At 62.0% G+C, this 26,289-nt stretch carries 22 protein-coding genes and 8 tRNA genes; 22 read left to right on the top strand and 8 right to left on the bottom strand.

The features are described from left to right. Positions 1–9: 9 nt before the first annotated feature. The 6 genes from gltX to FJQ89_RS27630 all read left to right on the top strand — a co-directional run bounded on the left by gltX (position 10) and on the right by FJQ89_RS27630 (position 2,222). Positions 10–1,416, top strand: coding sequence for a glutamate--tRNA ligase (gene gltX, locus FJQ89_RS27605; RefSeq protein ID WP_141172503.1), 1,407 nt, complete (start codon positions 10–12; stop codon positions 1,414–1,416). Positions 1,417–1,540: 124 nt separating this feature from the next. Continuing rightward, a tRNA-Ala gene (locus FJQ89_RS27610) sits at positions 1,541–1,616 on the top strand. A gap of 67 nt (positions 1,617–1,683) precedes the next feature. Beyond that, a tRNA-Glu gene (locus FJQ89_RS27615) sits at positions 1,684–1,759 on the top strand. Positions 1,760–1,893: 134 nt separating this feature from the next. After that, positions 1,894–1,969, top strand: a tRNA-Ala gene (locus tag FJQ89_RS27620). A gap of 51 nt (positions 1,970–2,020) precedes the next feature. After that, a tRNA-Glu gene (locus tag FJQ89_RS27625) sits at positions 2,021–2,096 on the top strand. 50 nt (positions 2,097–2,146) lie between these two features. Further along, a tRNA-Ala gene (locus FJQ89_RS27630) sits at positions 2,147–2,222 on the top strand. 715 nt (positions 2,223–2,937) lie between these two features. Here the strand turns inward: FJQ89_RS27630 and FJQ89_RS27635 are convergent. Beyond that, positions 2,938–3,873, bottom strand: a complete 936-nt coding sequence (locus FJQ89_RS27635) for a LysR family transcriptional regulator (protein WP_141173026.1) — start codon at positions 3,871–3,873, stop codon at positions 2,938–2,940. A 204-nt stretch (positions 3,874–4,077) separates the two neighbouring features. Here FJQ89_RS27635 and lhgO point away from each other — a divergent pair, with 204 nt between their 5' ends. From lhgO to aqpZ, 12 genes are all read left to right on the top strand, one after another. Continuing rightward, entirely contained in the window at positions 4,078–5,283 is a 1,206-nt protein-coding gene (gene lhgO / locus FJQ89_RS27640) for an L-2-hydroxyglutarate oxidase (RefSeq protein WP_141172504.1), read from the top strand. 103 nt (positions 5,284–5,386) lie between these two features. Then, positions 5,387–6,700, top strand: coding sequence for an MFS transporter (locus FJQ89_RS27645; protein ID WP_243136312.1), 1,314 nt, complete (start codon positions 5,387–5,389; stop codon positions 6,698–6,700). 328 nt (positions 6,701–7,028) lie between these two features. Then, positions 7,029–7,104: transfer RNA gene (locus FJQ89_RS27650), tRNA-Glu, on the top strand. 120 nt (positions 7,105–7,224) lie between these two features. Then, positions 7,225–7,300 (top strand) — tRNA-Glu (locus FJQ89_RS27655). 70 nt (positions 7,301–7,370) lie between these two features. After that, a tRNA-Glu gene (locus FJQ89_RS27660) sits at positions 7,371–7,446 on the top strand. Positions 7,447–7,545: 99 nt separating this feature from the next. Beyond that, positions 7,546–8,715 (top strand): elongation factor P maturation arginine rhamnosyltransferase EarP, encoded by a 1,170-nt coding sequence (gene earP / locus FJQ89_RS27665; RefSeq protein WP_141172505.1) that lies wholly within the window; start codon positions 7,546–7,548, stop codon positions 8,713–8,715. 135 nt (positions 8,716–8,850) lie between these two features. Further along, entirely contained in the window at positions 8,851–9,426 is a 576-nt protein-coding gene (locus FJQ89_RS27670) for an elongation factor P (protein WP_071078242.1), read from the top strand. A 206-nt stretch (positions 9,427–9,632) separates the two neighbouring features. After that, a complete protein-coding gene (locus FJQ89_RS27675; protein WP_141172506.1) occupies positions 9,633–10,808 on the top strand; it encodes an amidase family protein in 1,176 nt (391 codons plus the stop codon). A 35-nt stretch (positions 10,809–10,843) separates the two neighbouring features. Then, positions 10,844–11,254, top strand: coding sequence for a hypothetical protein (locus FJQ89_RS27680; protein WP_141172507.1), 411 nt, complete (start codon positions 10,844–10,846; stop codon positions 11,252–11,254). A gap of 65 nt (positions 11,255–11,319) precedes the next feature. After that, complete coding sequence (locus FJQ89_RS27685; RefSeq protein ID WP_168208537.1) at positions 11,320–11,778, top strand: Ivy family c-type lysozyme inhibitor; 459 nt, start codon at positions 11,320–11,322, stop codon at positions 11,776–11,778. Next, positions 11,778–12,188, top strand: coding sequence for a GNAT family N-acetyltransferase (locus FJQ89_RS27690; protein ID WP_141172509.1), 411 nt, complete (start codon positions 11,778–11,780; stop codon positions 12,186–12,188). The genes FJQ89_RS27685 and FJQ89_RS27690 overlap by 1 nt, the downstream gene beginning before the upstream one ends. A 218-nt stretch (positions 12,189–12,406) precedes the next feature. Then, the gene (gene aqpZ, locus FJQ89_RS27695) at positions 12,407–13,096 is read left to right on the top strand and encodes an aquaporin Z (RefSeq protein ID WP_141172510.1); all 690 of its coding nucleotides are present in this window, start codon (positions 12,407–12,409) and stop codon (positions 13,094–13,096) included. Positions 13,097–13,253: 157 nt separating this feature from the next. Here the strand turns inward: aqpZ and FJQ89_RS27700 are convergent, their stop codons facing one another. Then, the gene (locus FJQ89_RS27700) at positions 13,254–14,081 is read right to left on the bottom strand and encodes an AraC family transcriptional regulator (protein WP_141172511.1); all 828 of its coding nucleotides are present in this window, start codon (positions 14,079–14,081) and stop codon (positions 13,254–13,256) included. Between the two features lie 217 nt (positions 14,082–14,298). Between FJQ89_RS27700 and FJQ89_RS27705 the strand changes: the two genes are divergently transcribed. The 4 genes from FJQ89_RS27705 to FJQ89_RS27720 all read left to right on the top strand — a co-directional run bounded on the left by FJQ89_RS27705 (position 14,299) and on the right by FJQ89_RS27720 (position 18,232). After that, on the top strand, positions 14,299–15,450 hold the full coding sequence (locus FJQ89_RS27705) for an MFS transporter (RefSeq protein ID WP_205704541.1): 1,152 nt from the start codon (positions 14,299–14,301) through the stop codon (positions 15,448–15,450). A gap of 249 nt (positions 15,451–15,699) precedes the next feature. Then, positions 15,700–17,076, top strand: a complete 1,377-nt coding sequence (gene cysS / locus FJQ89_RS27710) for a cysteine--tRNA ligase (RefSeq protein WP_141172513.1) — start codon at positions 15,700–15,702, stop codon at positions 17,074–17,076. Between the two features lie 42 nt (positions 17,077–17,118). Further along, positions 17,119–17,697, top strand: a complete 579-nt coding sequence (locus FJQ89_RS27715) for a hypothetical protein (RefSeq protein WP_141172514.1) — start codon at positions 17,119–17,121, stop codon at positions 17,695–17,697. Next, a complete protein-coding gene (locus FJQ89_RS27720; protein ID WP_141172515.1) occupies positions 17,690–18,232 on the top strand; it encodes a hypothetical protein in 543 nt (180 codons plus the stop codon). The genes FJQ89_RS27715 and FJQ89_RS27720 overlap by 8 nt, the downstream gene beginning before the upstream one ends. On the opposite strand, the gene dbpA is transcribed toward FJQ89_RS27720, so the two are convergent. The 6 genes from dbpA to FJQ89_RS27750 all read right to left on the bottom strand — a co-directional run bounded on the left by dbpA (position 18,219) and on the right by FJQ89_RS27750 (position 26,094). Beyond that, positions 18,219–19,646 (bottom strand): ATP-dependent RNA helicase DbpA, encoded by a 1,428-nt coding sequence (gene dbpA, locus FJQ89_RS27725; RefSeq protein ID WP_141172516.1) that lies wholly within the window; start codon positions 19,644–19,646, stop codon positions 18,219–18,221. The two genes, FJQ89_RS27720 and dbpA, sit on opposite strands and share 14 nt — an antisense overlap. Before the next feature lie 102 nt (positions 19,647–19,748). Next, positions 19,749–19,985 carry a hypothetical protein gene (locus tag FJQ89_RS27730; RefSeq protein WP_071078230.1) on the bottom strand — a complete coding sequence of 79 codons (237 nt, stop codon included), beginning with the start codon at positions 19,983–19,985 and terminating at the stop codon, positions 19,749–19,751. Between the two features lie 210 nt (positions 19,986–20,195). Further along, positions 20,196–21,860 carry an acid phosphatase gene (locus FJQ89_RS27735; protein WP_141172517.1) on the bottom strand — a complete coding sequence of 555 codons (1,665 nt, stop codon included), beginning with the start codon at positions 21,858–21,860 and terminating at the stop codon, positions 20,196–20,198. 113 nt (positions 21,861–21,973) lie between these two features. Next, the gene (locus tag FJQ89_RS27740) at positions 21,974–24,469 is read right to left on the bottom strand and encodes a TonB-dependent siderophore receptor (RefSeq protein WP_243136313.1); all 2,496 of its coding nucleotides are present in this window, start codon (positions 24,467–24,469) and stop codon (positions 21,974–21,976) included. Positions 24,470–24,569: 100 nt separating this feature from the next. Further along, positions 24,570–25,574 carry a FecR domain-containing protein gene (locus FJQ89_RS27745; RefSeq protein ID WP_141172518.1) on the bottom strand — a complete coding sequence of 335 codons (1,005 nt, stop codon included), beginning with the start codon at positions 25,572–25,574 and terminating at the stop codon, positions 24,570–24,572. A 1-nt stretch (position 25,575) separates the two neighbouring features. Then, entirely contained in the window at positions 25,576–26,094 is a 519-nt protein-coding gene (locus FJQ89_RS27750; protein ID WP_141172519.1) for a sigma-70 family RNA polymerase sigma factor, read from the bottom strand. Positions 26,095–26,289 lie beyond the last annotated feature (195 nt).

The raw sequence follows: 26,289 nt of genomic DNA on the forward strand, positions 1-26,289 counted from the left end.
ATTACCTCGATGACCACAACCGCTACTCCCGTCCGTACCCGTTTCGCTCCCAGCCCGACCGGCTATCTGCACCTGGGCGGCGCCCGCACCGCTTTATACAGCTGGGCGTATGCCCGCCACTTCGGTGGCACCTTCGTGCTGCGCATCGAAGACACGGACGTGGAGCGCTCCACGCCGGAAGCCGTGCAAGCCATCATCGAAGGCATGAAGTGGCTGGGCCTGGACCACGACGAAGGCCCGTTCTACCAGATGCAACGCATGGACCGCTACCGCGAAGTGGTGGCAAAGATGCTGGCCGAAGGTACGGCATACCACTGCTACTCGTCGCCGGAAGAAGTCGAAGCGATGCGCGAGCGCATGCGCGCCGCCGGCGAAAAGCCGCGCTACGACGGCACCTGGCGCCCGGAGCCGGGCAAGACCCTGCCGGCTATCCCCGCCGACCGCAAGCCTGTCGTGCGCTTCAAGAATCCACTTGATGGCGACGTGACCTGGGACGACGTGGTCAAAGGCACGATCACGATTTCCAACCGCGAGCTCGATGACCTGGTGATCGCCCGCCCGGACGGCACACCGACGTATAACTTCTGCGTGGCAGTCGATGACTGGGACATGCAGATCACCCACGTGATCCGCGGCGACGACCATGTCAACAACACCCCGCGCCAGATCAACATCCTGCGCGCCATCGGCGCACCGCTGCCGCTGTATGGCCACCTGCCGATGATTTTGGGTGCGGACGGCGAGAAGCTGTCGAAGCGCCACGGCGCCGTCAGTGTGATGGATTATCCGGCGCAGGGCTTCCTGCCGGAAGCGATGCTGAACTACCTGGCGCGCCTGGGCTGGAGCCATGGCGACGATGAAGTGTTCTCGACCGAGCAGTTCTGCGAGTGGTTCAACCTGAACCACCTGTCGAAATCGGCGGCCCAGTTCAACAATGAAAAACTGGCCTGGCTGAACAATCACTATATCAAGCAGGCCGACAACACCCGCCTGGCCGACCTGGCGCGCCCGCAAATGGTCGCCGCCGGCGCCGTCTTCGAAGGTGCGCCTGACCTGGCACAAGTGCTGGGCATGATGAAAGAGCGCGCCAATACGGTCAATGAACTGGCTGCCGCTTCGATGCTGTTCTTCCGCGCGCCGCAACCGGAAGCGGAACTGGTAACGCAGCACATCACGGATGCCATCAAGCCCGTGCTGGCGCAGTTTGCAGAGCGCATCGCCACGGTGGAGTGGAGCAAGGACGCCGTGGCCGCCATGATCAAGGAAGTGCTGGCGGCCAACACCATCAAGATGCCGCTGCTGGCCATGCCCTTGCGCCTGATTTTGACGGGCCAGCTGCAGACGCCGGCCATCGACCAGGTGGTGGTGATCTTCGGCCGCGAGACCGTGCTGGCGCGCCTGGCAAAGTGGCTGTAATCGCCGCGCGGAATTGGGCGTGTAAATGCAGTGCAGAAACCGCCCCTATGAAAAGTTGCTCATAGACGAAAAAGGGTATTTGCAGAGTGAAACTTCTTTGCTATACTCTTGTTTCTGCACCAACGGGGGTATAGCTCAGCTGGGAGAGCGCTTGCATGGCATGCAAGAGGTCAGCGGTTCGATCCCGCTTACCTCCACCAGCAGCAAAATCGCAGTCAGGTTTTGTTAGTCGTTGAAGTGGTGCAGATGTTGTTTGGAAGTTCCGCGGTCCCCATCGTCTAGAGGCCTAGGACATCACCCTTTCACGGTGAGTACAGGGGTTCGAATCCCCTTGGGGACGCCAGGTAGTTGTGGTATAGTAGTGGCAGTTGTTTGTACTGATTGTTGTAAGTTCAGGCCCGTAAAAAACAGGTTCTGGATGGAAAGCAAGTAGTGGAACAAAGTCGCCAAGTGCGGCTTTTATTATTTCTGCGCCCGGGGGGTATAGCTCAGCTGGGAGAGCGCTTGCATGGCATGCAAGAGGTCAGCGGTTCGATCCCGCTTACCTCCACCAACAGCGCAGAAGTAAGGCAGCAAACTGTAGAAGTAAAAATGTAGTGCCAAGGTCCCCATCGTCTAGAGGCCTAGGACATCACCCTTTCACGGTGAGTACAGGGGTTCGAATCCCCTTGGGGACGCCAGTTCAGTCTGGTGTTGTGGTAGTGAAGAAGTAGCAGTGTTTCTGCGCCCGGGGGGTATAGCTCAGCTGGGAGAGCGCTTGCATGGCATGCAAGAGGTCAGCGGTTCGATCCCGCTTACCTCCACCAACAGCGCAGAAACGGGTAGTGAATAAATCAAAGTCGCCTGGAGCGGCTTTTTTTATTTCCGCAACACTTCCCGCCATACCCCTCGGGGGAATATGGCTAAGCTGTTAGCGCGCTTGCATGGCATGCAAGAGGTCAGCGGTTAGCTCCCGCCAACCTCCACCAACAGCGCAGAAACGGGTAGTGAATAAATCAAAGTCGCCTGGAGCGGCTTTTTTTATTTTCGGACTCTTTTCCGCCATACCCGACAGGGGAGTGTGGCGTAGGTCGGATTAGCGTAGCGTAATCCGACAGCACCATGTTCTGCGGTCAACATCCGTATCCATGCCGCGTCCGCTAACAGCGCATACATCACATGATAATCAAAGTCGCCTCGAGCGGCTTTTTTTATTTCCGTGGCACTTATCGCCATACCCGACAGGGGAGTGTGGCGTAGGTCGGATTAGCGTAGCGTAATCCGACAACACCATGTTCTGCGGTCAACATCCGTATCCATGCCGCGTCCGCCAACAGCGCATACATCACATGATAATCAAAGTCGCCTTGGGCGGCTTTTTTTATTTCCGGACTCTTTTCCGCCATACCCTTCGGCGAGCGTGGCCAAGCTGTTAGCGCGATGGCATGGCATGCAAGACGTCAGCGCTTGGCTCCCGCTGATGCCCATGCATGGGTTGCTGGAAGTCGAGGTGGACAGCGGGCGGCGCATGGCCGGCAGTTATCAGCGTTCCGTTATGCTGCCCAGCGGTCGCGATAGATCGGCAGTGAAGTCGACATATTGGGTGGAAAGCCCGCGTAGCTGGTCGAGCAGTGGACGGTTGTCTCCGCGCCGCCACTGAAAAGAATAGATTACCGGCGCTGGCATTTCGGCGGCGGCGAGCGGGAGCAGCAGACCCTGGTCAACCAGCTTTTGACTCCAGCCAGTGGGCAGTATGCCGATCCCGACAGAGGCAATCAGCATGCCGGCAATGGCCCCCCAATTATTGCAACTTATACGCTCAACGGCAGCGATGCCGTGAGCCAGTAGCCAGTCATCAATCAGTCGCGTGGTGCCAGCTGATGGCGGTAAGGCAACGATGGGCTGTCCAGCGTCAAGTAAATCGGCGGCACCACGTAAGCCAGGCGGGTTGTCAGATACAGCCAGGGTTGGCGCGGCAAGCCAGATGAATTGTGCTTGGCTGACTGGTTGCGACAGGATGCCGTGGTGCGATGAGCGTCCGGCAATGATCGCAAAATCGAGCTCGCCCTTGGTGACACGGCTTTCCAGAACTGAGCCCACGTCGACATAGGGTTCGAGCGTCAATTTGGGATGCAGTGCCCGGACTTGCGCAATGAACTGCGGTAGCCAGGTCAGCGCGCTGAGTTCGCCAACACCAAAGGTGCAACGGCCAACTAGCCCGGCAGAGGGTGCGAAGGCGGTACGTATTGCGGCGGCGTCATCGAGCAGCGCCAGCGCGCGTGGCAGCAATGCCTGGCCTGCATCGCTGAGTACGGCGCGGTGGCCACTCCGGTCGAACAGATTGATGCCAAGCGCTTCCTCCAGTTCTGAAATGCGCTTGGAGAGAGACGATACGGACAAATGCAGGCGTTCGGCGGCAATCGCAAAGTTGGCGCAGGTGGCGGCCCAGTAGAACGCTTCGAGTTGCTTTAAAGTCATGGGCATCACTTGTTCTCTTTTTTCGAATTTAATTGTACATAATTTTTCGCTTTTATCTAAATTGTGCTTGATCAAAAATGCTTGACAGGGCAAATCGCGTCGGTGCCAGGCGTTGGGCGGGCGGCATATGCAGGCTGTCGCCCCTCGCCAAAGTGATGCATGTAGCAGTGAAATGACGAGTTTGCTATTTTTTTGAGAGGCGCAATGAACAAGAAGCGTTATGCAGTTATCGGCGGGGGGATAAATGGCCTCGCAGTCGCACGTCAGTTATTGTTGGATTTTCCCGACGCCACGGTGGTGCTGTTCGAAAAGGAGGCGAGTGTCGCCAGTCATCAGTCCAGCCACAATTCGGGTGTGGTCCATGCCGGTCTGTACTATGAGCCGGGGGGGCTCAAGGCGCGACTTTGCAGGCGCGGGGGCGAATTGATTGGCAACTATTGCCGCGACAATGCGATCCCCTACGACGAGTGCGGCAAAGTTGTCGTCGCGCTACAAGAGGAAGAGTTACCTCGCCTGGAGGCGATTTATCGGAAAGCGCAGGCCAACGGTGTGCCTGGCGTGCGGCTGATCGGCTCAAATGAGCTGCGCGAAATCGAGCCCAACTGCATCGGCCTGGGCGCCTTGCATTCACCGAAAACGGCGATTGTCAGTTACGGTCAAATTGCGGCCCGAATCGCCGATGAAATCAGGGAACGTGGCGGGCGCATTTGTCTGAATTCGCCGGTTGAGCGCCTGCTTGAGCAAGGCGGCGAAGTACGGGTCGAACTTGCAGGCGGAGAGGTCTTCGATACGGTATTCGATCAGGCAATTGCCTGCGCGGGTTTGCAGTCAGATCGCCTGGCAGAGCGTTCGGGCGATCAGGACACGCCACGCATCGTACCGTTCTTCGGCCAGTATTACGTGATCGACGAGGCTTTCAAGTCGCATGTCAAAGGCTTGATCTACCCGGTGCCGGACCCGCGCTTTCCTTTCCTCGGGGTGCATTTCACAAAGCGTATCGACGGACAGATGACAATCGGCCCGAATGCTTTCATATCCTTCGGTCGCGAGAACTATGACGGCCGCAGCATGAACCTGGCCGACATCTTCAATTTTGCCAGCTACCCCGGCTTTTGGAAGTTTGCTGCCCGTAACCTGCCGGCGACGCTTCGGGAACTGAAGACTGTGGTCAGCGAGGCGAGCTTTGTCCGCGAGGCGGCGCGCTATGTGCCGACGCTTGCCTCGGTCGGTATTGTTCCGGCGGTTCGTGGGATCCGTGCCCAGGCAATGGAGGCCAATGGTGCGCTGGTTGACGATTTCGTGATTCGCCAGCACGGCAACATTACCCACATCCGCAATGCACCGTCACCAGGGGCGACATCGTCGCTAGCCATTGCTGAATACATTGTACGTGAAGTGATGAGGCGCTGAGTTTGCGCAGCGGACAACGTACGCTTGTCTGTCGCTCCCCAGCCAGCCCCAACTCGAACGCTCTAGGCGAAAAAGAAAAAAATTAATTCATGAAGGAGACATTTTGAACATTCAAAAAACGGAACAGGAAACCCCGGCACAGACAAAAAGTCGTTTGCGCAAAGTGGCGGCAGCGACCATCGTCGGCTCAATGCTGGAGTGGTATGACTTTTATCTTTACGCGACGATGGCGTCGATTGTCTTCAGCAAGGTCTTCTTCGATACCTCGGACCCGGCGAATGCATCGCTGCAAGCCTTTGCCACCTTCGCCATCGGCTTTGTGGCGCGACCGATCGGGGGGCTGTTCTTCGGCTACTTCGGCGACCGCTACGGGCGCAAGAAAATGTTGTTCGTTACTTTCTGTATGATGGGCTTGTGCACGACCGCCATTGGCCTGGTCCCTTCCTACGCCAGCATCGGCGTTTGGGCGCCCCTGTGCCTGGTGCTGATCCGCATTGTGCAGGGCCTGGGTGCCGGTGCAGAACTGGCGGGGGCGGCGGTAACTTCCTACGAACATGCGGCCGACAACAAGAAGGGGCGACAAGGTGCGTGGCCTGCATTGGGGCTGAACCTTGGCCTGTTGCTATCGTCGCTGACCGTTTATCTGCTGACCGTCAATGGCGACAAGTTTTTGCTTGCCGGCGGTTGGCGCATTCCCTTCATCCTCAGTTTCGTGCTGGTACTGGTTGGGCTCTGGGTGCGTGGGAGTCTGCCGGAAACGCCAGAGTATCACCACTTCGAGGAAAGCCATCGCCAGAAGAGGTCGTTCCGAGAATTGTGGAAAACCAATCTGAAGGGCCTGGGCGTCGTCTTCTTTGTCGCCATTGGTTACAACGCACTGAGCTATGTCTTCAAGACCTTCTCGCTGGCCTACCTGACCCAGTTCAAAGGCATTTCGGCCAGCGTGACATCGCTATCGGTGACACTGGCCAGTCTGGTCGCAATCTTTACCGTCCCGCTCTTCGGCTATCTGTGTGACAAGTTCAGCAGCAAGAAGCTGCTGATCGTCGGCGGCCTGCTGTCAGCATTGTTCGCGTACCCGTTCATGCAGTTGCTGGACAGCGGCGAGAACAGGCTGATTTACCTGGCGCTGATCGTCGGCACCGGGGTGCTGGCGCCGATGATGTTCGCCCCACAGGGCTCTTTCCTCAGTCGCCAGTTTGCCGTGCAAAACCGCTCGACGGGGGTCGGTTCGGGGCGTGAAATCGGCACTGCCATTGCCGGCGGTATTGCCCCGTTGTGGGCGTTATCAATGGTTGCCCAGTCTGCGACTCGTGACACGAGCGCAGTGGCCTTGATGCTCACGTGCTCCGGAGTGATCGTCGCATTGGCAGCATACTTCGACCAAGGTTATCGCTTCAGCCATTACAAGAACTGATGCTCAAGGCGGCGGGCCAAGCTTGCTCAGCTCCTCCCGCCGCCCAACCCTTGTATGACGTGGGTTTGGGCCAGTACAAACGAAGGGGGGGAGTAAGAGGCTTTCCTTTTGCTTGTCTGGCTGCTGTTGCTGAGGACCTGTACCTCGCCCGCGCAGCCGATCGATTGCACATTGAGCAATCGCCGCCGGGAACGGTTTCCTCCATGGAAAATAAGATGCGCCTGCGGTTGATTTTGTGAATGGCCCCGTGCTATACTTCGCGCACGCTTTTTTGAGGGGCTAAGCAAAGCCTTCAACGAAGAGTCCGCTGAGAGTCAAGCCAGCACAGGTCCCCATCGTCTAGAGGCCTAGGACATCACCCTTTCACGGTGAGTACAGGGGTTCGAATCCCCTTGGGGACGCCAGGATTTAGTTGTAAAGTGAGCGCAGTGCTGAACGGGCCTGACAAGTCAGGCTTTTTTTGTTTCTGCGATTGCTGCAGTACCGGGTCAGGATGCGAAGTAATGCATTCAGGACAGATTTCTGTCCCCATCGTCTAGAGGCCTAGGACATCACCCTTTCACGGTGAGTACAGGGGTTCGAATCCCCTTGGGGACGCCAGATTCGCAAGCAGTAAGCAAGTAAAGTAACAGGTCGGGATGCGGAATAATGCATCTTGGACAGATTTTCTGTCCCCATCGTCTAGAGGCCTAGGACATCACCCTTTCACGGTGAGTACAGGGGTTCGAATCCCCTTGGGGACGCCAGACCGGCTGAAACAGCCAACAAAAAAGCCGCCTGGTAACAGCGCGGCTTTTTTGTTGTTTGCCGGCATGCCAACGTTTTTCCTTCACTCTTGCCTGCTCATGCCATTACCTAGCGATCGCGCGCCATCCCTGGCCATCTTCTGCAAAGTTGTCGACAACTACGGCGATATCGGCATTTGCTGGCGCCTGGCGCGGCAGTTGAGCGGCGAACACGGCGTGGCCGTCACTCTGTGGGTCGACGATTTATCCAGTTTCCGGCGTATCTGCCCGGAAATCGACGTGACGGCGCCAGTGCAGCAGGCAGGCGGCGTCACGGTGCGCCACTGGCGCGATCAGGAGGGCGTGTTTGCCCCGGCCGATATCGCCGATATCGTCATCGAGTTTTTTGCCTGCGACATTCCACCCGGCTACATCGCCGCCATGGCGCAGTGCACGCCGCAGCCGGTGTGGCTGAACCTGGAAGGCTTGACGGCGGAAGAGTGGGTCGAGGGTTGCCATGCGCTGACGTCGCCGCGCCACGGCATGATCAAGCATTTCTTCTTCCCCGGTTTTACCAATAAAACGGGCGGCTTGCTGCGCGAAGCGGCGCTCGATGAAAAAAGGCTGGCATTCCAGGCCGATGCCGGCGCCATGGCGGCATTCCTCGGGCAATTCGGCGTGAGTCCGGCGGAAATGTCTGCTTTGAAAGTATCGCTGTTCTGCTACCCGTCCGCGCCCGTCGCCGAGTTGTTTGGCGTGTGGCAGGCGGGCAGCGCGCCCGTGACATGCCTGGTACCGGAAGGCGTCGCGTTCGATGCCGTTCAGGCGTTTATCGGCGACGATGCGGCGACGGCTGGTGCGGCGCGCACGCGTGGAGCGCTCACCGTGCGCGTGCTGCCTTTCGTGCCGCAAGACGATTACGACCGCTTGCTGTGGGCCTGCGACGTCAATCTCGTGCGCGGCGAGGATTCCTTCGTGCGCGCGCAATGGGCCGGCCAGCCGTTTCTCTGGCATATCTATGTGCAGGATGAGAACTTGCATCACGTGAAATTGCGCGCCTTCCTGCAGCGCTATGCGGCCGATGCCGATGGTGTCATCGACAGCCTGGCGCAGGCGGCGCTGGCCTGGAATGGCGCCAGCGCGGACGCCTTGCCGTGGACGCTGCTGTGGCCCGCCTTGCAGGCCGACCTGCCGCGCATCAGGGCGCGCGCGCAGGCCTGGCAGCGGCAGATGCAGTCCAATGGCGATCTGGCAAGTAACTTGCTGGCGTTCGCCGGCGCGACGAGATAGGCGCTTGCCAAAAATTAAGGTAAAATGCCCGGTTATTTCTAACGTATTTTTAACCGATCAAACGCAAGCTTGCGGCGCTGATGGCGCACAGGCGGCAGATGGTCTTCATGCAACCCACTTTTTACGTACATTCCTATGAAACCCGCAAAAGAAATTCGTGTTGGCAATATCATCATGGTCGACAGCAAGCCAATGATCGTGTTGCGTTCTGATGTCAACGGTTCGAGCCGCACGGGCTTCACCTATAAATGGAAGATGAAAAATCTTCTGACGAACACCCCGATGGAAAACGTGTTCCGCGGCGACGACAAGTTTGACGTTGTTGTTCTGGATAAAAAGCCAGTGACGTATTCGTACTTCGCCGACCCGCTGTTCGTCTTCATGGACACCGAGTACAACCAGTATGAAATCGAAGAAGAAAACCTGGGCGATGCACTGCATTACCTGAAGGATGGCATGGAATGCGAAGCCATTTTCTACGACGGCAAGGCCATCTCCGTTGAACTGCCTACGACCATCGCCCGTCAAGTGGTGTACTCGGAGCCTGCGGTCAAGGGCAACACTTCGGGCAACGTCCTGAAAGAAGCCAAGATCGAAAACGCCATCGAAGCGCACCGCCACATCGTGCAAGTGCCGCTGTTCGTGGCACAGGACGATGTCATCGAAATCGACACCCGTACCAACGAATACAAGCGTGTCGTACGCAACTGATAGAGCGTCACGCTGCGCTGTTCGCAGGGCCCGGCAAATGCCGGCCTGGCTTGCCCCAGTGCTTGACCATCAAGAAACGCTGCCTTCGGGCGGCGTTTTTTTTGCTTAAAAAATAATTCCCTTTGACAACAATTGAGTTGCAAGGACTGCTATGCTATGGATGGCACATTATTGCGTTAGAAGCACTGAAGTTTCCTGGAGATAGCATGCAGCGTAGTCATATGGTGCGCAACGGCGCATATCGCGGCGCGACGCCTGCCGTGGCGGCCGTGCCGGCGCGCGTGTCGCGCCCGGTACTGACCCGTGCCACGGCGCCCGCCAGCCCCATGGCCCACCTGCTCGATGCGGGCGTCTTGCCGCAACAGCAGATGATGCAGGCAGGCAAGCTCAGTTCGCATGCGCTGACGTCGCAGTACCTGGCGCGTATCCGCTCCCTGTGCAGCATCGGCGCGCGTGCCTATGCCGGCATTGAAATCAATCCCGATGCGCTGAAAATTGCCCTGGAAATGGACCGCGAGCGGCAGGGGCACAAGGTGCGCGGCCCCTTGCATGGCATCCCCATCGTCTTGCGCGACAATATCGCCACCGGCGACCGCATGAAGACGCGCACGCAGGCGCCGCTGGCCACGCAGGCCAGCTGCGATTCCTATGTCGCGGCGCGCTTGCGCGCGGCCGGCGCCGTCATCATCGGCAAAAGCAATTTGCGCCAGTGGGCCGCCGTCAGCGTGCCGCATGCCAGTGCCAGCTGGGCCGGCCTGACCATCCTGGCCGTGGACAGCGCGGCGGACGGCTCCATTGTCGCGCCTGCTTCAAACTGCGGCCTGGTCGCCATCAAACCCACGGGCAGGGCAGCCGCCGGGCAGGGCGGTGAGCCAGCCACGGCGGGACCGATGGCGCCCAGCGTGCGCGAAGCGGCCTGGCTGCTCGCTGCCCTGACGGGCGAGCGCCTGGCCGATGGCATGGTGCTCGATGCCGCCGCCTTGCATGGGCGCCGCATCGGCGTGGCGCGCCACCTGTTCGGCCAGTGTGCCGGCACCGATGCCGTGATCGAGCAGGCACTGCTGGTGCTGCGCGAACAGGGCGCGGAACTGATCGAGACGCCGCCTGCGCCCGGACCTGGCGGCATCGCAGCGTTGCTGTGTTCGCATGAACTCGATGCGCTGGTGGGGCCCACGTGCCACGGCGTATCGCAGCCGCAGTGCGCCTTGCCGCAGATTACGGTGCCTGCCGGCGTGGCGGAGGGCTTGCCCGTCGGTTTGTCCTTCATCGGACCTGCCCACGGCGACATGCCGCTCATCGCGATGGCCTATGCCTATGAGCAGGCGACGTTGCACCGGCGTACGCCGGCATTACCGTCCAGCATCACGCAGGCGCTGCGTTGACCATGATGATACTTTTCGCTTTCTTTCGATAAACTATGCTCGCAACCTTGCTGCTCAGTGCGGCCATCGCCGCCACCCCCACTCCTTTTGATGCCGCGCAACTGTCTGGCAGTTGGTCCGACAGCGTGAATACGAGCAGTGTTTGCGAAGAAGCGCGGCACTTTACGCGCATGCAGCTGTCTGATGATCATCAGCGGCTGGCGATCTTCAGCGACCGCACCTGGAAAAGCAAGCTCGGTGAAACCAACCGCTTTGCCGCAACCGTGGTGGCGGAAACGGAGCGCAGCCTGACTTTGCGCTATGACAATGAAACCCGCCTCAATGCCGCTGGCAAGCTGGTGGAATGGCAGCTGATTATCGTCGCGCCCGGCGTGTACCGCTGGCGCGAGACGGGCTGGCCGGAAGGCAAGGTCAACGGGGTCGTCGGCATCCGCTGCTCTCCCTGATGCCGATGTGCAAGCATGGCATTCTGCTATGCTGCCCGCATTATCCGATGCCTTTAGGAGAAGTCATGTCCGCACGTTTGCTGTCCCCCCTGTTCCTGGCCGCTGCCGTGGCGCTGGCCGCCATGCCGGCGCAAGCGCGCACGCCCAGGCTGTCGCTCATTGAGCAAGCGCAAAGCTGCGACGGTGGCCATACCTGCCCGTATTTCCCCGACGTCTACAAGGCGGACTACGCGTTTCGCAAGGCTTTCAATGTGGGCTTGAAAAAGGCTGGCCTGAAGCGGCAGCGCTGGGTGCCCGATGGCGTGGCCAGTCCGCTCAAGCCGGTCGAGATTGACGGCAAGGCGCGGCTGCTGAGCAGTGTCTGCGAGCCGCACAATTGCGGCCACCGCTATAGCATTTTGTACGACCCGGCTGAGCGCAGCATGACAGGCGTTTATATCGGCAGCGATGGCAAGGGCGGCTCGCGCACCGTGTATTTCGGCGAACCCAGCATCGCCGAAGCCGACCTGCTGTTCAAGAACTGATGCACGCGCCACTGCGCATCTCCAGCGAACGCGACGAACTGGATGTGCCCATGATCCACCGCTACCTGAGCGAGCAGTCGTACTGGAAGCGCGGTGTGGCGATAGAAGCGGTGCGCAAGGGAATCGCCAACGCGCTGTGTTTCGGCGGCTATGTCGATGGCCAGCAAGTGGCGTTCGCCAGGATCATCACCGATTACACGGATTTTGCCTACCTGCGCGATGTGTTTGTGCTGCCGCAATATCAGGGGCGCGGATATGGCAAGCAGATGGTGGCCGCCGTGCTCGGCGATGCCCGCTTGTGCGATGTTGCCTGGATGCTGGGGACCGATGACGCGCATGGCCTGTATGCGGGCTTTGGTTTTGCGCCGCTGGAGGCACCGCAAAAATACATGCGCCGCCCGGCGCCGTAAAATTATCAAAAAAACCTTTAGGTGGCAAGATAACTATTAGCATTATTGTACGAAATAATGTTGCATTGATAATGGCGTCATGTCATTATTCGTGCTCTGCAGCGTGCGGTGTTGCTGGTGCTGTGCTTTGTCGTCGCCCCCCTGGGCGCCGGCAAAGATGGTGAGCGGTCCGATTGCTCGTCCCTGCACGTTTTCTCGTCTCTTTAAAGGAATACATCATGAAACAATATGGAGCCGAGTTCCTCGGCACGTTCTGGCTGGTGCTGGGCGGTTGCGGCAGCGCCGTGCTGGCGGCTGCCTTTCCCGGCCTTGGCATCGGTTTTGCCGGCGTGGCGCTGGCGTTTGGCCTGACGGTGCTGACCATGGCTTACGCCATCGGCCACATCTCGGGTTGCCATTTGAATCCTGCCGTCTCGATCGGTCTGTGGGCCGGCGGCCGCTTTCCCGCCAATAAACTGTTGCCGTACATCATCGCGCAAGTGCTGGGCGCCATCGTGGCCGGCGGTGTGCTTTACCTGATCGCCAGCGGCCAGGCCGGTTTCGATGTCAGCAAGGGCTTTGCCTCGAACGGCTATGGCGCCCATTCGCCGGGCGGCTATTCGATGCTGTCGGCGCTGGTGATTGAAATCGTGCTGACGATGTTCTTCCTGATCGTCATTCTGGGCGCCACCGACAAGCGCGCCCCGGCCGGTTTTGCCCCGCTGCCGATCGGCCTGGCGCTGACCCTGATCCACCTGATCAGCATTCCCGTGACGAACACTTCCGTCAACCCGGCCCGCAGCACGGGCGTGGCCTTGTACGTGGGCGACTGGGCCACCAGCCAGTTGTGGCTGTTCTGGCTGGCACCCATCATCGGCGCCTTGCTGGGCGCGCTGGCCTACCGCTTGATTGCTGGCGAGAAGGAGTAGGTCGGCTTAGCCCGCAGGGCGTAAGCGGACAACGCCAACAGCGTAGCTTGTCGGCTTACGCGCGGCTGCGCCACGCTAAGCCGACCTACGAGGCTGGCATAGCGCCTGGTTGTCGGTGAAAAAGTAAGCCGACAATGCCGATAGCGGCGCTTGCGGCCTACGCGGCGCGCCACTCGCTCAGGTAGTGCTGCGGCGTGCGGCCCAGGATGCGGCGAAACATGGCGCTGAAGGCGCTGGGGCTGGCGTAGCCCAGCGCATAGGCGATGGCGGCCACGCCTTCGCCCCGGTCGAGGCGGCAGAATGCCTCGGCCAGGTGGACTTGCTGCAGCCATTGGCGGTAGTGCAAGCCTGTTTCCTTGGGAAACAGACGGATCAGGGTGCGCGCGCTGGCGCCCGCATCCTGCGCCCAGTCTTCGATGCTGCGCCGGCTGCCCGGCGCGCTCATGATGGCCGAGCAGACGGCCACCAGGCGGCGGTCGCGCGGCCAGGGGATGGCGAGGGGCACCGTATCGGCCGCCGCCAGTTCCGACAGGATCAGGTGCGCCAGCCAGTCGCCGCGCCCCGCCAGCGCATATTCGATCGGTTCGGCCAGCAAGGCCAGGATCAGCTCGCGCAGCAGCCGGCTCACTTCCAGCACCTTGCAATCGGCGCCATATTGGGCCGCTATCTGCGCATCGATATACACGGTGCGCATGCTCAGTTCGCTCAAGATATGAACTTCATGCACGACGCCCACGGGGATCAGCAGGGCGCGCCGGGGCGGCAATATCCACACGCCGTGCCCGGTGGAGACGCGCATCACGCCTTCCGTCGCATACAGCAGTTGTGCCCGCACATGGCTGTGCGGCGCCGTATAGTCGCCCAGCGCATATTGCCGGGACATGGCCGTCACGGGGCGCGGCACGTGCTGGTAATCGTGTGAGCTGGTGCTGCGGCTGAACGGCACGCCATCGGGGTGGGTCTGGGCGGTTGGGGGGCTGTACATATGGGGCCTGGGCTTGTCTCTTGGTTGTCACTTGGGCGACGATTATTGGAAGTTGTCAGTTCAGCGACCATACTATACTGGCTTCTTTGCCGGGCCGCCCGCCGTGCCCGATTATTGCGGATGACACATGCACACAACCACACCTGCCCCAGCATTGGCCAAGTCCCTGCCGGCGGCCCCCTCGCTTCATCGTTCCCAACAACAATCCGGTCTGGCCATGCACATCCTGGGCGCCGTCGCCTTCGTGCATTTGCTCAATGACCTGATCCAGGCATTATTGCCGTCGATTTACCCGATGCTGAAAGCCGAGTTTTCACTCAGTTTTACCCAGGTCGGCCTCATCACCCTGACGTTCCAGTGCACGGCATCGTTGCTGCAGCCCTGGATCGGCTTGTACACGGACCGCCGTCCACTGCCATTCCTGCTGCCCATCGGCATGTGTTTTACCCTGGCCGGCGTGCTGATGCTGTCCATCGTCTCGACCTTCCCGACCCTGTTGATCGCTTCGGGCCTGATCGGCGTCGGTTCCTCGACCTTCCACCCGGAAGCATCGCGCGTGGCGCGCATGGCATCGGGCGGGCGCTACGGCTTTGCGCAATCGCTGTTCCAGGTGGGTGGCAATGTCGGTTCCGCGCTGGGACCGCTGCTGGCGGCGGCCGTCATCGTGAACCGTGGCCAGGGCAATATCGCCTGGTTCAGCCTGCTGGCCGTGCTGGCCATCGGCGTGCTGTACAAGGTCAGCCACTGGTACAGCGGCCACTTGGCCAGCTTCAAGCCGAAGGCGGGCGGCCACGGGCCGAACTTGTCGCGCAACAAGGTGCTGCAAGCGTTGGGCGTGCTGGCGCTGCTGGTGTTCTCGAAGTACATCTACATGGCCAGCCTGTCGAGCTACTACACTTTTTACCTGATCGATAAATTCCATTTGTCCATCGGCGCGGCGCAGCTGTACCTGTTCCTGTTCCTCGCCGCCGTGGCGGCCGGCACCTTCATGGGCGGCCCCATCGGCGACCGCATCGGCCGCAAGCGCGTGATCTGGATTTCCATCCTCGGTGCCGCACCGTTCACCCTGCTGCTGCCGTATGTCGACCTGTTCTGGACGGCCGTCTTGACGGTGATCATCGGTTTTGTGATTTCCTCCGCCTTTTCCGCCATCGTCGTCTTTGCGCAGGAACTGGTGCCGGGCAAGGTGGGCATGATCGCGGGCATCTTCTTTGGCCTGATGTTCGGCGTCTCCGGCATCGCCGCCGCCGCCATGGGCCACCTGGCCGACGTGGCGGGCATCGCCTATGTGTATCAACTCTGTTCCTACCTGCCGCTGCTGGGCATATTGACGGTGCTGTTGCCGCATATCGAGCAGGCGAAAAAATAAGCGGGCGGCGCGGGAGGGCTTGACGGCCCGCCCGCGTACATGCGATATTTGCCCCATGAGCACTTTCATTCTCCCTCCAGTTTTTGTATCCGGCTTTGCATCCGGCGCCGCCGCTGCGCTGTGTCCGTGTACCTGGCTTCGTGAGGATGCGGCCTGGCGCCGTTAAACGTTTTACTCCTCATTCGATGGCCACAGTGTTGAAAAACCTGTGGCCATTTTCTTTTTCCGCAACGCGCATGAAAGTCCCGCATGACACTTCATTTGTACGATACGTATAGCCGCAGCCTGCGGCCGTTTGAACCCATCGCCCCTGGCCAGGCGGGCCTGTATGCCTGCGGGCCCACCGTCTACGATTACGCGCACATCGGCAACCTGCGCACCTATCTGTTCGTCGACGGCTTGCGCCGTGCGCTGGAATTCAATGGCTTGCAGGTGCGCCATGTGATGAACATCACGGACGTGGGCCATTTGACGTCGGACGCGGACTGCGGCGACGACAAGATCGAGGCGCGCAGCCGGCGCAGCGGCGAATCGGCCTGGGACATTGCCGCCGCCTTCACGCGCGCGTTTGAAGACGATTTGCGCCAGTTGAATATCCTGCCGCCCAGCGTCTGGTGCCGCGCCACGGACCATATCGCGGAACAGATCGCGTTCATCGGCGACCTGGAAGCGAAGGGCTACACCTACCGCACCGACGACGGCATCTATTTCGACACCACGCGCCAGGACGATTATGGCAAGCTGGCGCGGCTGAAGCGCGACGGCCTGCAGGCGGGCAAGCGGGTGGAGCTGGGCGAGAAGCGCGATATCTGCGACTTCGCGCTGTGGAAGTTCAGCGGCGTACCGGGCCAGCGGCAGATGGAGTGGGACAGCCCCTGGGGCCTGGGTTTCCCCGGCTGGCACATCGAATGTTCGGCCATGGCGGAAAAACACCTGGGCGCGTATTTCGACATCCATTGCGGCGGCGAAGACCACGTGGCTGTCCACCACAGCAACGAGATCGCGCAAACGCAGGCGCGCCACGGCACGCGCCTGGCGAACTTTTGGCTGCACGGTGCTTTCCTCAAGACGCAGGATGCGAAGATGTCGAAATCCTCAGGGGACTTTTTGCGCCTGCAAAGCCTGCTGGAGCAGGGCGTCGATCCGCTCGCCTACCGCTACCTGTGCCTGGGCGCCCATTACCGCAGCAGCCTCAATTTCACGGACGACGCCCTGCGCGCCGCCAGCAGCGGCCTGGCGCGCCTGCGCTCTACCGTGCATGGCCTGGGCGATGAACATGGCGAGGCCGATCCGGCGTGGCTGGACCGTTTCGCGGAACAGATCAACGATGACCTGAATTTTCCGCGCGCGCTGGCCGTGGCCTGGGATCTGCTGAAAAGCGACCTGCCCGATGCCATGAAAAAGGCCACCATGGCCCGCTTCGATGCGGCCCTGGGGCTCGGTCTGCTGGCCTGGCAGCCGGTGCAGGTGGAAGTGCCGCAGCCGGTACAGGCGTGGATGGCGCAGCGGGCCATCGCCCGCGCGCAGCGCCAGTGGGCCGAGGCGGACCGTTTGCGCACACTGGCGCGCGCGGCCGGCTATGACATTGACGATACGCCGCAAGGGCAACAGGCGCGGCCTTTGTGAAGATGTCCTGCATAATGGCCGCCTGATGAAACTGGAGATGCCGTGAAGCGTCGTGTGCTGCTATTGAGTTATTGCCTGGCCTTTTCTGCCGCGCAGGCGGCCAGCGAGTGTCCGGGCTTTCCCGCACTGGCCACATCGGGCGAGGCGCTGCTGGCGCAAGTGCGCGCGTTGCCACCCGTCGGTATCGACCGCGAACGGCAGGCGTGCGCGCCGGCGACCATCATCGACTTCGCCTACAGCGGTGGCACCTTGTGCAGTTTTGGTGGTGACAAGGAGAGCGTGGAGGCGGCGACGGCCGCCGTCACGCGCCTGGCCGATGGCGGTGAGCTGGTCGAATACCTGTATCTGTTCCCGTATGCGCCGGCCACGCACGCGCGCTTGCTGGCGCTGCTGGCCGAGCGTTTTACACCAGTCGACAAGGCGGCCTGGCCGGCCTTCCTGCAGGGGATCACGCCGGGCAAGGAAACCACGGCCCTGTTCACGCATGGCGGCTTTTATATCTCGCTGGGCAAACCCTCCGAAGGCGATCCTGCCGCACGGTATTCGAATGTGATCTTTGAAAAGATGGACCAGCCTGCGCTGGGTGTGCGCAAGGTTTGCCGGGAAGGGCGCGATGGCTGAAGCGGATGCTTTTCCGGCCGCCTTGGCCGGCACTGTGGCGCAGCTGCTGCCCGCGCTGGGGAGCAGCCGGGCACACCCGCCATTTGCCGTGTACCAGAATGGCGAGGCCTTGCTGATTCCGACGCGCACGTACTACGAGCGCGAGCAGCTGCTGGCCTGCACCCAGCTGGCAGGCGACGCCGGCGTGATCGCCCTGTGCCTGGGCACGCGCCACCATGACGGCCATCTGCGCGAAGCGTGTGCAAGACAGCTGTTGCAGCAGGAGAGGGCGTGGACGGTGCCGTTTGTCGTGCACCTGTGCGGCGAATACGTGCTGGAGATTATTGAGATAATTGGCGCGGCACTGCCGGCCTGGAATGGGGAGGCGCTGGCGCGCTACCTGCGGGAAAACCCCGCGTATGTGGCTACCCTGGAGCGGCGCAGCATCAGTTACTGGAACTGCTACTACCGTTGGCGCTATCCCGTGTGGGAAGATTATCCGGGACGCAGGACCATGGCGGCCCTGCGTGCCTTGCAGGCGCTTACGCCTCGATAAAGCGCATCTTGAAGCTGCGGCCCTTGATGTTGCCGAAGTCGCGGCCCAAGGTATTGCCAGCGTTGAGGCGCTTGAAGGCTGCTTCCGCCACCTTGCGGTCGAGCGCCACGTAGGTCATGAACTCGAACACGTTGATCTTGCCCACCTGCTCCTTGGTCAGGCCCGCATCGCCCGTCAGCGCGCCCAGCAAATCGCCCGGGCGCAGCTTGTCCTTCTTGCCGCCCATGATGCACAGGGTGACCATCGGCGCCGGCAGCGCCTCGATCCCGTCATCTTCCGCCAGCTCTTTCAGGTCGTGCCATTCGGCGGCACTGTTCTGGTACTGCTCGATCAGCTTGACCCATTTTTTCTCGTTCGGTGCGCACAGCGACAGGGCCAGGCCCTTCTTGCTGCCACGGCCCGTGCGGCCGATGCGGTGGATGTGTACTTCCGTGTCTTTCGAGACGTCGACGTTGATCACGGCGCCCAGGTCGGAAATGTCGAGCCCGCGCGCGGCGACGTCGGTGGCCACCAGCACGGAGCAGCTGCGGTTGGCGAACAGCACCAGGATTTCATCGCGCTCGCGCTGTTCCAGCTCGCCATACAGGGCCAGCGCGGAAAAGCCTTGCTGGCGAAGTTCGTCGGCCAGTTCGCGGCAATGCACCTTGGTGTTGCAGAATGCCAAGGTCGATTCCGGCTTGAAGTGTTTGAGCAGCTTGCCGACGGCACCATTGCGCTCGTCGAAGCCGATTTCATAGAAGCGCTGTTCGATCTTGTCGTTGTCGTGCTGCGCCTCGACCGTCACTTCCAGCGGATTGACGAGGAACGACGCCGTGGCGCGGCGGATGTCTTCCGGATACGTGGCCGAGAACAGCAGGGTCTGGCGGCGTGCGGGGCAGGCGCTGACGATACCGGCGATTTCCTCGTAAAAGCCCATGTCCGTCATGCGGTCCGCTTCATCGAGCACCAGGGTCTGCACGTGGTTCAGGTTGATGGTGCCGCGGCCCAGGTGGTCGCGCATGCGGCCCGGCGTACCGACGACGATGTGGGCGCCGTGTTCCAGTGAGGCGATTTGCGGGCGCATCGGCGCGCCGCCCGTCAGGGTCAGGATCTTGATGTTGCCGGCCGCGCGGGCCAGGCGGCGCAGCTCATTGGCTACCTGGTCGGCCAGTTCGCGCGTGGGACACAGCACCAGGCCCTGCACGGCAAACCAGGCCGGATTGAGCTTGTGCAGGATGCCGATGCCGAAGGCGGCGGTCTTGCCGCTGCCCGTCTTGGCCTGGGCGATCAGGTCGCGGCCATCGAGCACCGCCGGCAGGCTTTGCGCCTGGATGGTGGTCATCTCGTGGTAGCCGAGCGAGTCCAGATTAGCCAAAAAGGCGGGCGTCAGCGGCAGGCTGGAAAAAGAATTGGTGGTGGCGGTGGTGGTGTTCATAGGGGCGGAGCCGGTAAAAAGCGGGTGGATGGGCACAGTCTACAGGCTTACGCCCTTGTGCGGTGGTGTGGAAGCCGGCGGCAAACGGCCGCCGGCATGGGATTAATTATCGGGCGCCCAGATGGGCAAGCCGGTCAGATCAAGGCCTGCGTCGCGCGTCCACACGGGTAAGCCCGTGGCGTCCGTCGGCTCCAGCAATTCGAGCTGCACCTGCTTCAAAGCCACCTTGCGCGCGCGCGTGCGGCGCTGCGGCTCCGGCGCCGGCTCTGGCGCCTCGTGCGCTGGCAGCGGGCCGAAGCCGGGCAAGTCGATGGTGGCGTTGTCTTTTTTATCTCTCATTTCTGAACCTCTGGTCCCTGGCCGCGAAAAATGGCGCCGGGGAGCGGGCAAAAAGCTGTCCGCCATGTGAATACGCGTTAACTTCATCCACAAAACAAAAGCCCGGCTACTGGAGTCGGGCTCATTGTGGATGCAACCGTCAGGAATACCTGCCCTGCGGATTTAAGTGCGGCACGCAGTGTATCACAGGCGTGCCGCACTGTGGGAGGCTTAGCGGAAGCTCAAGGCGCCAGTCAAGTCGCCCGGCGGCAGCGCGCCGCGTGACGCGAACGCATCATTGCGCACTTTCAGGCCCTCGAGCAGCGGCAAGTCGTGCAGGCGCGTGATCAGGCGCAGGATCGACGTGGTGTCATAAAAACTGTGGTCGACGGCGCCTTTTTTCGCGTACGGCGAGACGACGATGGCGGGAATGCGCGTGCCCGGACCCCAGCGGTCGCCTTTTGGCGGCGCCACGTGGTCCCACCAGCCGCCGTTTTCGTCAAACGTGATCACCACGATCATGTCTTTCCACTGCGGCGATTCCTTCAGATGCTGGATGACGTTGGCCACGTGCTGGTCGCCCGACTCGATATCCGAATAGCCGGCGTGCAGGTTCAGATTGCCCTGCGGCTTGTAGAAGGTCACGGCCGGCAGTTTGCCTGCCACGGCGGCGGCGAGGAATTTGTTCGAGATCGGGCTGTCGCCCGTGCCGCCGTCGCGCAGGTGCTCGGCGCGCGCGGCCGTGCCTGGGGCGAACTGCTTGAAGTAGTTCAGCGGCTGGTGGTGGAACTGGAAGTTCGGCTTGCTGCCGCCGCCCTTCTGGTCGAGCGCCGCTTGCCAGCCGCCGCCGTACCACGCCCAGCTGACGCCCTTGCGCGACAGCAGGTCGCCGATGGTGTCATAGGTTTGCGGCGGCAGGGTATTCGCGTCAGCCGGGTCGGCATGCAGCGGATCGCCATCGAAGGCGGGGCGGACGTAACTCGGTTGATATGGCGGCGCCATGGTGTTGACGGCATAGCCGTCCGGCGTCAGGGCGCCGTCGTTCACGTACTTCGGCTTGCCATCGAGCGCGGAGGCGGGGCACTCGGGAGAGATCGCCAGGCGCACGCCTTGCGGGCCGTCCGACAGCACGGCGATCTTTTTCTTCGCCGCCGTTTCGGATGCATTGAAATATTCGTTGGCGCGCCCCGTGACGAGGAACTGGTGGTTCATGTAAGAGCCGCCGAAGGCCGCCATGAAGAAGTTGTCGCACAGCGTGTATTGCTCGGCGATCTGCCACAGGTTCAGGTTTTTCGACGTTTCGCCGTAGTGGCCCATCACCAGGCCGCCGCTGTCGGCCCACGCGGCAAAGCCGTCGTTCTTGCCGCCGTTGATCTGCATCTGGTTGTTATAGAAGCGGTGCACCAGGTCGCGCGTGATGATGCTTTCGGGTAGGGGCTTGCCGGCCGCGTCGCTCAATTTGTAGGGAGCGTTCGGCAGGCCGGAAATCTGCTCTTCCTTGATCAGGTAATCGATGCCGCCGATATTTTGCTGGTTCGGCACCAGGCCGCCCCAGATTTTCGGCAGGGTGGCCAGCGGCTTGCCGTCGCGGTCCAGCTGCCGCGCCTGTTCCGCCGTGACGGCGGACAGGGGCGCGCTGGTGCCGGGGAAGTTGGCAAACAGGTTGTTGAAGCTGCGGTTTTCCAGATAGATCACGACCACGTTCTTGACGTGGGCCTTGAGTTTCGCGTCGAGCGAACCCTTGGCGATGGTCTTCCTGGCTGGCGCGGCGTCGGCCAGCGCCGGCAGGCTGGCGGCCAGGCCGACTGCGGAAGCGGCCTGGAAAATGCGCCGGCGCGAGGGATTGGCGGGTTGGTCGGCCGGATCGGCTGGCAGGGCGGGGGCGAGGTCCTTCACACATTCTCCTTGGGTGTTTCTGTGGCACGGGCAGTGTTTGTGCCCGTGAAGCGGAAAATTGTATCACCGGCCCCTGGATGATGCGAAATATTCGGCCCGCCCCGTTCAGTGCATCAGAACTGATACCGCACGGTCAACGCCACCTTGCGCGCCGGACCATGCATGCCCGAGTACCACCAGTCCGACACGGAAGCCGTGTACTGCTTGTCGAACAGGTTGGCCACGTTGACGGTGGCAGAGAGCTTGTCGCTGACGTCGTAGCGCGCCATCAGGCTGGCCACCGAGTACGCCTTCTGTTCCCAGTGCAGGGTACTGTTGATCTGCCACGCGTCGATGTCGGAATACACGCGGCTTTGCCAGTTCACGCCGCCGCCCAGCGTCAGGCGATTTAGCTCGCCGGGCAGGCGGTAGGTGGTCCACAGTTTCACCAGGTGGCGTGGGAAGGTGGTCAGGATCGCCTTGCCGGTATTGTTTTCCGTCTGGCTGTAAGACCACGATGCCGAGATGTTCCAGTCCGGCGTGATGGCGCCCGTCGCTTCCAGGTCCACGCCCTGGGTTCTGGCGCCCTTGATGGTGCGGTTGGCGGGATTGTTCGTGCCGGGTACGGTGTAGCCGGGATCCGATTCGGCCAGGTTGCTCTGGCGGATCTGGTACAGCGCCGCAGCCGTGTTCAGGCGGCCATCGAGCCAGCCGCTCTTGATGCCCGCTTCCAGTGTCTTGCCTTCGCGCGGCGCCAGCAGCTTGCCGTAGCGGTCCTGCGATGCCTGCGGCTGGTAGATGGTGGAGTAGCTGGCGTAGGCGCTGTGCGTGCCGTCGATGTCGAACACCAGGCCGCCATACGGCGTGAAGACCCGGCTTTCCGAGGCTGGCGACGCGCTGTAAAAATTCACGGAAGGTGCGTCCGAGATGTAATTCTCGCTGTAGCGCAGCACTTTTGCCCCGGCGATCAATTTCAGGCGCTCCGATAGCGTGAAGCGGCTGGCCGCGTAGGCGCTGGCCTGGCGGCGCGTGCTGTCGTAAGTGACGACGGCATTGCCAAACGCGGATGTTGTCGTGCGGTTCCAGCGGTACAGGTTGGCGGGCGTGCTTGCGACGCCGCCGCCGAAGCGGCCATCGGTCGTGCTTTGAAATTCGTTGTAGTCCATGCCCAGCACCAGTTCGTGCTGGCGGCCGAACGCGCTGAACGGGCCGCGCACATTGACGTCCACGCTGTTGACCTGGAGCTGGTAATCGCGGTAGTCGGCGTTTAAGCGCAGGCCGTCGCCCGTGGCCTGGTCGGCGAAGCCGCCACTCACGTCGAGGTAGATGGAACGCTCTTCTTGCGACGACTGCACGCGGTTGGCCGCAATTTTCAGCTTCCAGTCGTTCGCCAGCGCATGTTCCAGGGTGGCGAAGACGTCGGTCGATTTGGTGTCGAAGCGATTCGACCTGGCCGCCGGGCTGAAGGAGCGGGGCAGGTCCGTCATGGCGCCATTGCTGTAGAACAGGGGGAAGCCCAGGTAGGACAGCGAACCATTCGAGCGCTTGCGCTGGTGCGTGACGCCGGCTGTCAGTTTCGTGCCGCTTGAGAGGTCCGCCTCGACCACGCCGTAGACCACTTTCTTGTCGCGGCTGTAGCCGTCGATGATGCCGTCGCCTTCCTCGTACACCGTCACCAGGCGGCCGCGCACGGTGCGCGCCTCGTTCAGCGGACCGGCGATATCGGCCATGGCGCGCCGTTCATCGTAGGAGCCCAGTTCGCCCTCGACGGACGCCTGGAACTGCGCCGTCGGCTTCTTGCGCACCATGTTGATGGCGCCCGAGGCGTCGCCCGCGCCCGTCATCAGGCCCGAGGCGCCGCGCAGCACTTCGATGCGGTCGTACAGCGCCATGTCGGCCAGGCTTTGCGACGGTATCGCATTGAGGCCCAGGTTTTCCGAATGCGTGCTGACGCCATCGAGCTGGTAATTGGTGATCGAATAGCCGCGCGAAGTAAAGCCCGTGCGCTCGCTGCCCAGCGAGAACAGGGTGATGCCCGGCGTTTGCGCCATGACCTGCGCGATGGTGTTCAGGCCCTGGTCCTGCATGCGCTGCTGCGTGATGACGCTGACCGACTGCGGTGTTTCCCTGATCGACAGGCCCAGCGGGGTGGCAGTGGAAACCGGCAGGGCGGAGACATACGCGCCCGAGCCTTCCGTCGCATCCTGCTGCGCCTTGACCGATACTTCCGGCATCATGGCGATGGCGTCCGCGCCGGATTCCGACTGCGCCGGACGCAGCACATAGCTGCCGTTGGCGCTGCGCTCGGCCTTCAGGCCCGTGCCGCGCAGCACGCCGTTCAGGGCGGCCAGCAGCTCGTGGCGGCCCGTGAGGCCTACGGAGGTCTTGCCGCGCGTCTGTTCCGGCATAAAGCTGAGGATGACCCTGGACTGGCTGGCGACCTGGCGCAGCGCCGCAGCCAGGTCGCCGGCCGGCACCTGGAAGTCGAGAGTGGCCGCGGCAGCAGCCGCGCTTTCCTGCGCCAGGGCTGGCGCCTGGGCGTTCAGCAGCAGGGCCGAAGCGATGCAGATGAGTTGGATGGCGTACGCCATGCGCTTGATGCGCGGCGTGGAATGAATGGCAGGAGACATGGTTACCTTGTGGTGTAGTCGTCAAAAAGAACGTTGCCTACACAGGTCACGCGAGAATCGAAAACGGGTACTTTTTTTGCGCTGGCGTCTAAATAAATGCCTAGCGCTGCCGGCGTGCCTCCACCTGCACCCAGTAGCGCGTGCGCAGGCGCACGTCGACGGGCAGGGAGTCGGGCAGCGACAGCAGCACGGCGTCCAGGTCGGCCAGCGGGAAGACGCCGGAGATGCGCAGGCCGGCGACGGCGTCGTCGCAGCCCAGCAAGCCGTGGCGGTAGCGGCTCAATTCATGCAGGAAGTCGCGCAGCGGCATGGCGTCGGCCAGCAGCAAGCCCTGGCGCCAGGCCCAGATGTCGGGCGAGACGGCGTGCTCTGGCAGGATTTGTTGCGCCGTCATGCCGCCGCCCTGGCCTGCGCGGATGAGTTGATTGCCGTCGCCATGGCGCGGCGTCAGCCGCACGGCGCCTTCTTCGACGGCGACCAGGGTATTGCCGTCCGCCTGGCGCACCGAGTAGCGCGTGCCCAGCGCCTGGGCGTGGCCATGCGCGGTCTCGACGAGGAAGGGGCGGTAGGGCCGGCCCGTTTCGCGGGCGGTGGCGATGAACACTTCGCCCCGCACCAGTTGCAGCAGCCGTTGCGTGCCGCTGAAGCGGATGTTCACCGCGCTGCCGCTGTTCAGGTGCAAACGGCTGCCGTCGGGCAGGGCCAGCTCGCGGCGCTCGCCCACGCCCGTGGCCATGTCGGCCAGCGCGGCGCGGGCAAAGTCGGGTGCATAGGGCGAGCGCGCGCCGAACCAGCCCGTGAGGCCGATGGTCGATACCCACGCCAGCAGTTGCAGGCTGTTGCGGCGCGAGATGGGCGAGGCAGGACGCCGTGCCAGCGCCGTGCGGCACGCTTGCGCATCGAGTTCGCGCAAGCCGCCGCTGGCGCTTTCGATGTGTTTCCACGCCCGCTCATGGTCGGGGTGCGCCTGGCGCCACTCTTGCCAGGCCGTCTTTTCCGCCGGCGTGGTGACGCCGCTCATCAGGGTGGCCAGCCATTCGGCCGCCTGCATGGCGATGGCCAGGTCGATGGGCTGGCCCAGTGCATACACGGTGGCGGTGCGCATGTCAGGCGCTGGCAAAATCGGGTACGGCAAAAAAGCACAGCAAATTGGCCTTGCTCAGGTATTTTTTGACGGAATGCGTGGTGGTGCCCAGTTCGGCGGCGATCTCGGCGTAGCTCATGCCGTCCAGGTGGGCCAGCAGGAAGGCGGCCCTGGCCTTGGTGGAGAGCTGGTCCAGCGCGCGGTCGACCTGTTGCAGCGATTCGAGCAGGATGGACATCGCTTCCGGCGAGGGTGCGCACGCTTGCGGCTGGTGCCGCAGGGCGTCGAGGTAGGCCCGTTCCAGTTCTTCGCGCCGGCAGTGATTGGCCAGCAGGCGCTTGGCGATGGTGGCCAGGAAGGGGCGCGGCTGCGCGATCCCGGCGCTGCTGCGTGCAAGGAAAATCTTGAGGAAAGTATCCTGCGCCAGGTCGCCCGCCAGCCCCGCGTCGTGCAGGCGACGCTTCAGCCAGTGCAGCAGCCACGAGTGGTGCTCGGCATACAGGGCCTGGAAATCGGACGGCGGGGAAGGGGCGGACAGCATGTGCACAGTACAGCTTAATCTAAATGAGAATTGTTCTCATAATAGCGCAGCGGCGCACGCCAGGCAATCAGGAAAACGCGGCGTTGCTGAAATGCGACTGCGCGCCCGGGCCGCCTGCGGTGCTGGCTTTGCGCTGCCGCACGGCAGATGTAAAAGTTTCCTTGGCGCAAGCTTTCATGTGAGAAAATGCGGCTT

Origin of the sequence: Janthinobacterium tructae, assembly GCF_006517255.1 — a bacterium.
Lineage (GTDB): Bacteria > Pseudomonadota > Gammaproteobacteria > Burkholderiales > Burkholderiaceae_D > Janthinobacterium > Janthinobacterium tructae.

What these genes read in the sequence shown, in the direction of transcription:
- FJQ89_RS27680 (WP_141172507.1), top strand. Translation starts at nt 10,844, where the DNA reads ATGCTCGCAACCTTGCTGCTCAGTGCGGCCATCGCCGCCACCCCCACT.
- FJQ89_RS27635 (WP_141173026.1), bottom strand. Translation starts at nt 3,873, where the DNA reads ATGACTTTAAAGCAACTCGAAGCGTTCTACTGGGCCGCCACCTGCGCC.
- FJQ89_RS27705 (WP_205704541.1), top strand. Translation starts at nt 14,299, where the DNA reads ATGCACATCCTGGGCGCCGTCGCCTTCGTGCATTTGCTCAATGACCTG.
- dbpA (WP_141172516.1), bottom strand. Translation starts at nt 19,646, where the DNA reads ATGAACACCACCACCGCCACCACCAATTCTTTTTCCAGCCTGCCGCTG.
- earP (WP_141172505.1), top strand. Translation starts at nt 7,546, where the DNA reads ATGCCATTACCTAGCGATCGCGCGCCATCCCTGGCCATCTTCTGCAAA.
- FJQ89_RS27750 (WP_141172519.1), bottom strand. Translation starts at nt 26,094, where the DNA reads ATGCTGTCCGCCCCTTCCCCGCCGTCCGATTTCCAGGCCCTGTATGCC.
- FJQ89_RS27675 (WP_141172506.1), top strand. Translation starts at nt 9,633, where the DNA reads ATGCAGCGTAGTCATATGGTGCGCAACGGCGCATATCGCGGCGCGACG.
- FJQ89_RS27670 (WP_071078242.1), top strand. Translation starts at nt 8,851, where the DNA reads ATGAAACCCGCAAAAGAAATTCGTGTTGGCAATATCATCATGGTCGAC.
- FJQ89_RS27745 (WP_141172518.1), bottom strand. Translation starts at nt 25,574, where the DNA reads ATGCGCACCGCCACCGTGTATGCACTGGGCCAGCCCATCGACCTGGCC.
- gltX (WP_141172503.1), top strand. Translation starts at nt 10, where the DNA reads ATGACCACAACCGCTACTCCCGTCCGTACCCGTTTCGCTCCCAGCCCG.
- lhgO (WP_141172504.1), top strand. Translation starts at nt 4,078, where the DNA reads ATGAACAAGAAGCGTTATGCAGTTATCGGCGGGGGGATAAATGGCCTC.
- FJQ89_RS27700 (WP_141172511.1), bottom strand. Translation starts at nt 14,081, where the DNA reads ATGTACAGCCCCCCAACCGCCCAGACCCACCCCGATGGCGTGCCGTTC.
- cysS (WP_141172513.1), top strand. Translation starts at nt 15,700, where the DNA reads ATGACACTTCATTTGTACGATACGTATAGCCGCAGCCTGCGGCCGTTT.
- FJQ89_RS27730 (WP_071078230.1), bottom strand. Translation starts at nt 19,985, where the DNA reads ATGAGAGATAAAAAAGACAACGCCACCATCGACTTGCCCGGCTTCGGC.
- FJQ89_RS27740 (WP_243136313.1), bottom strand. Translation starts at nt 24,469, where the DNA reads ATGTCTCCTGCCATTCATTCCACGCCGCGCATCAAGCGCATGGCGTAC.
- FJQ89_RS27685 (WP_168208537.1), top strand. Translation starts at nt 11,320, where the DNA reads ATGTCCGCACGTTTGCTGTCCCCCCTGTTCCTGGCCGCTGCCGTGGCG.
- FJQ89_RS27720 (WP_141172515.1), top strand. Translation starts at nt 17,690, where the DNA reads ATGGCTGAAGCGGATGCTTTTCCGGCCGCCTTGGCCGGCACTGTGGCG.
- aqpZ (WP_141172510.1), top strand. Translation starts at nt 12,407, where the DNA reads ATGAAACAATATGGAGCCGAGTTCCTCGGCACGTTCTGGCTGGTGCTG.
- FJQ89_RS27690 (WP_141172509.1), top strand. Translation starts at nt 11,778, where the DNA reads ATGCACGCGCCACTGCGCATCTCCAGCGAACGCGACGAACTGGATGTG.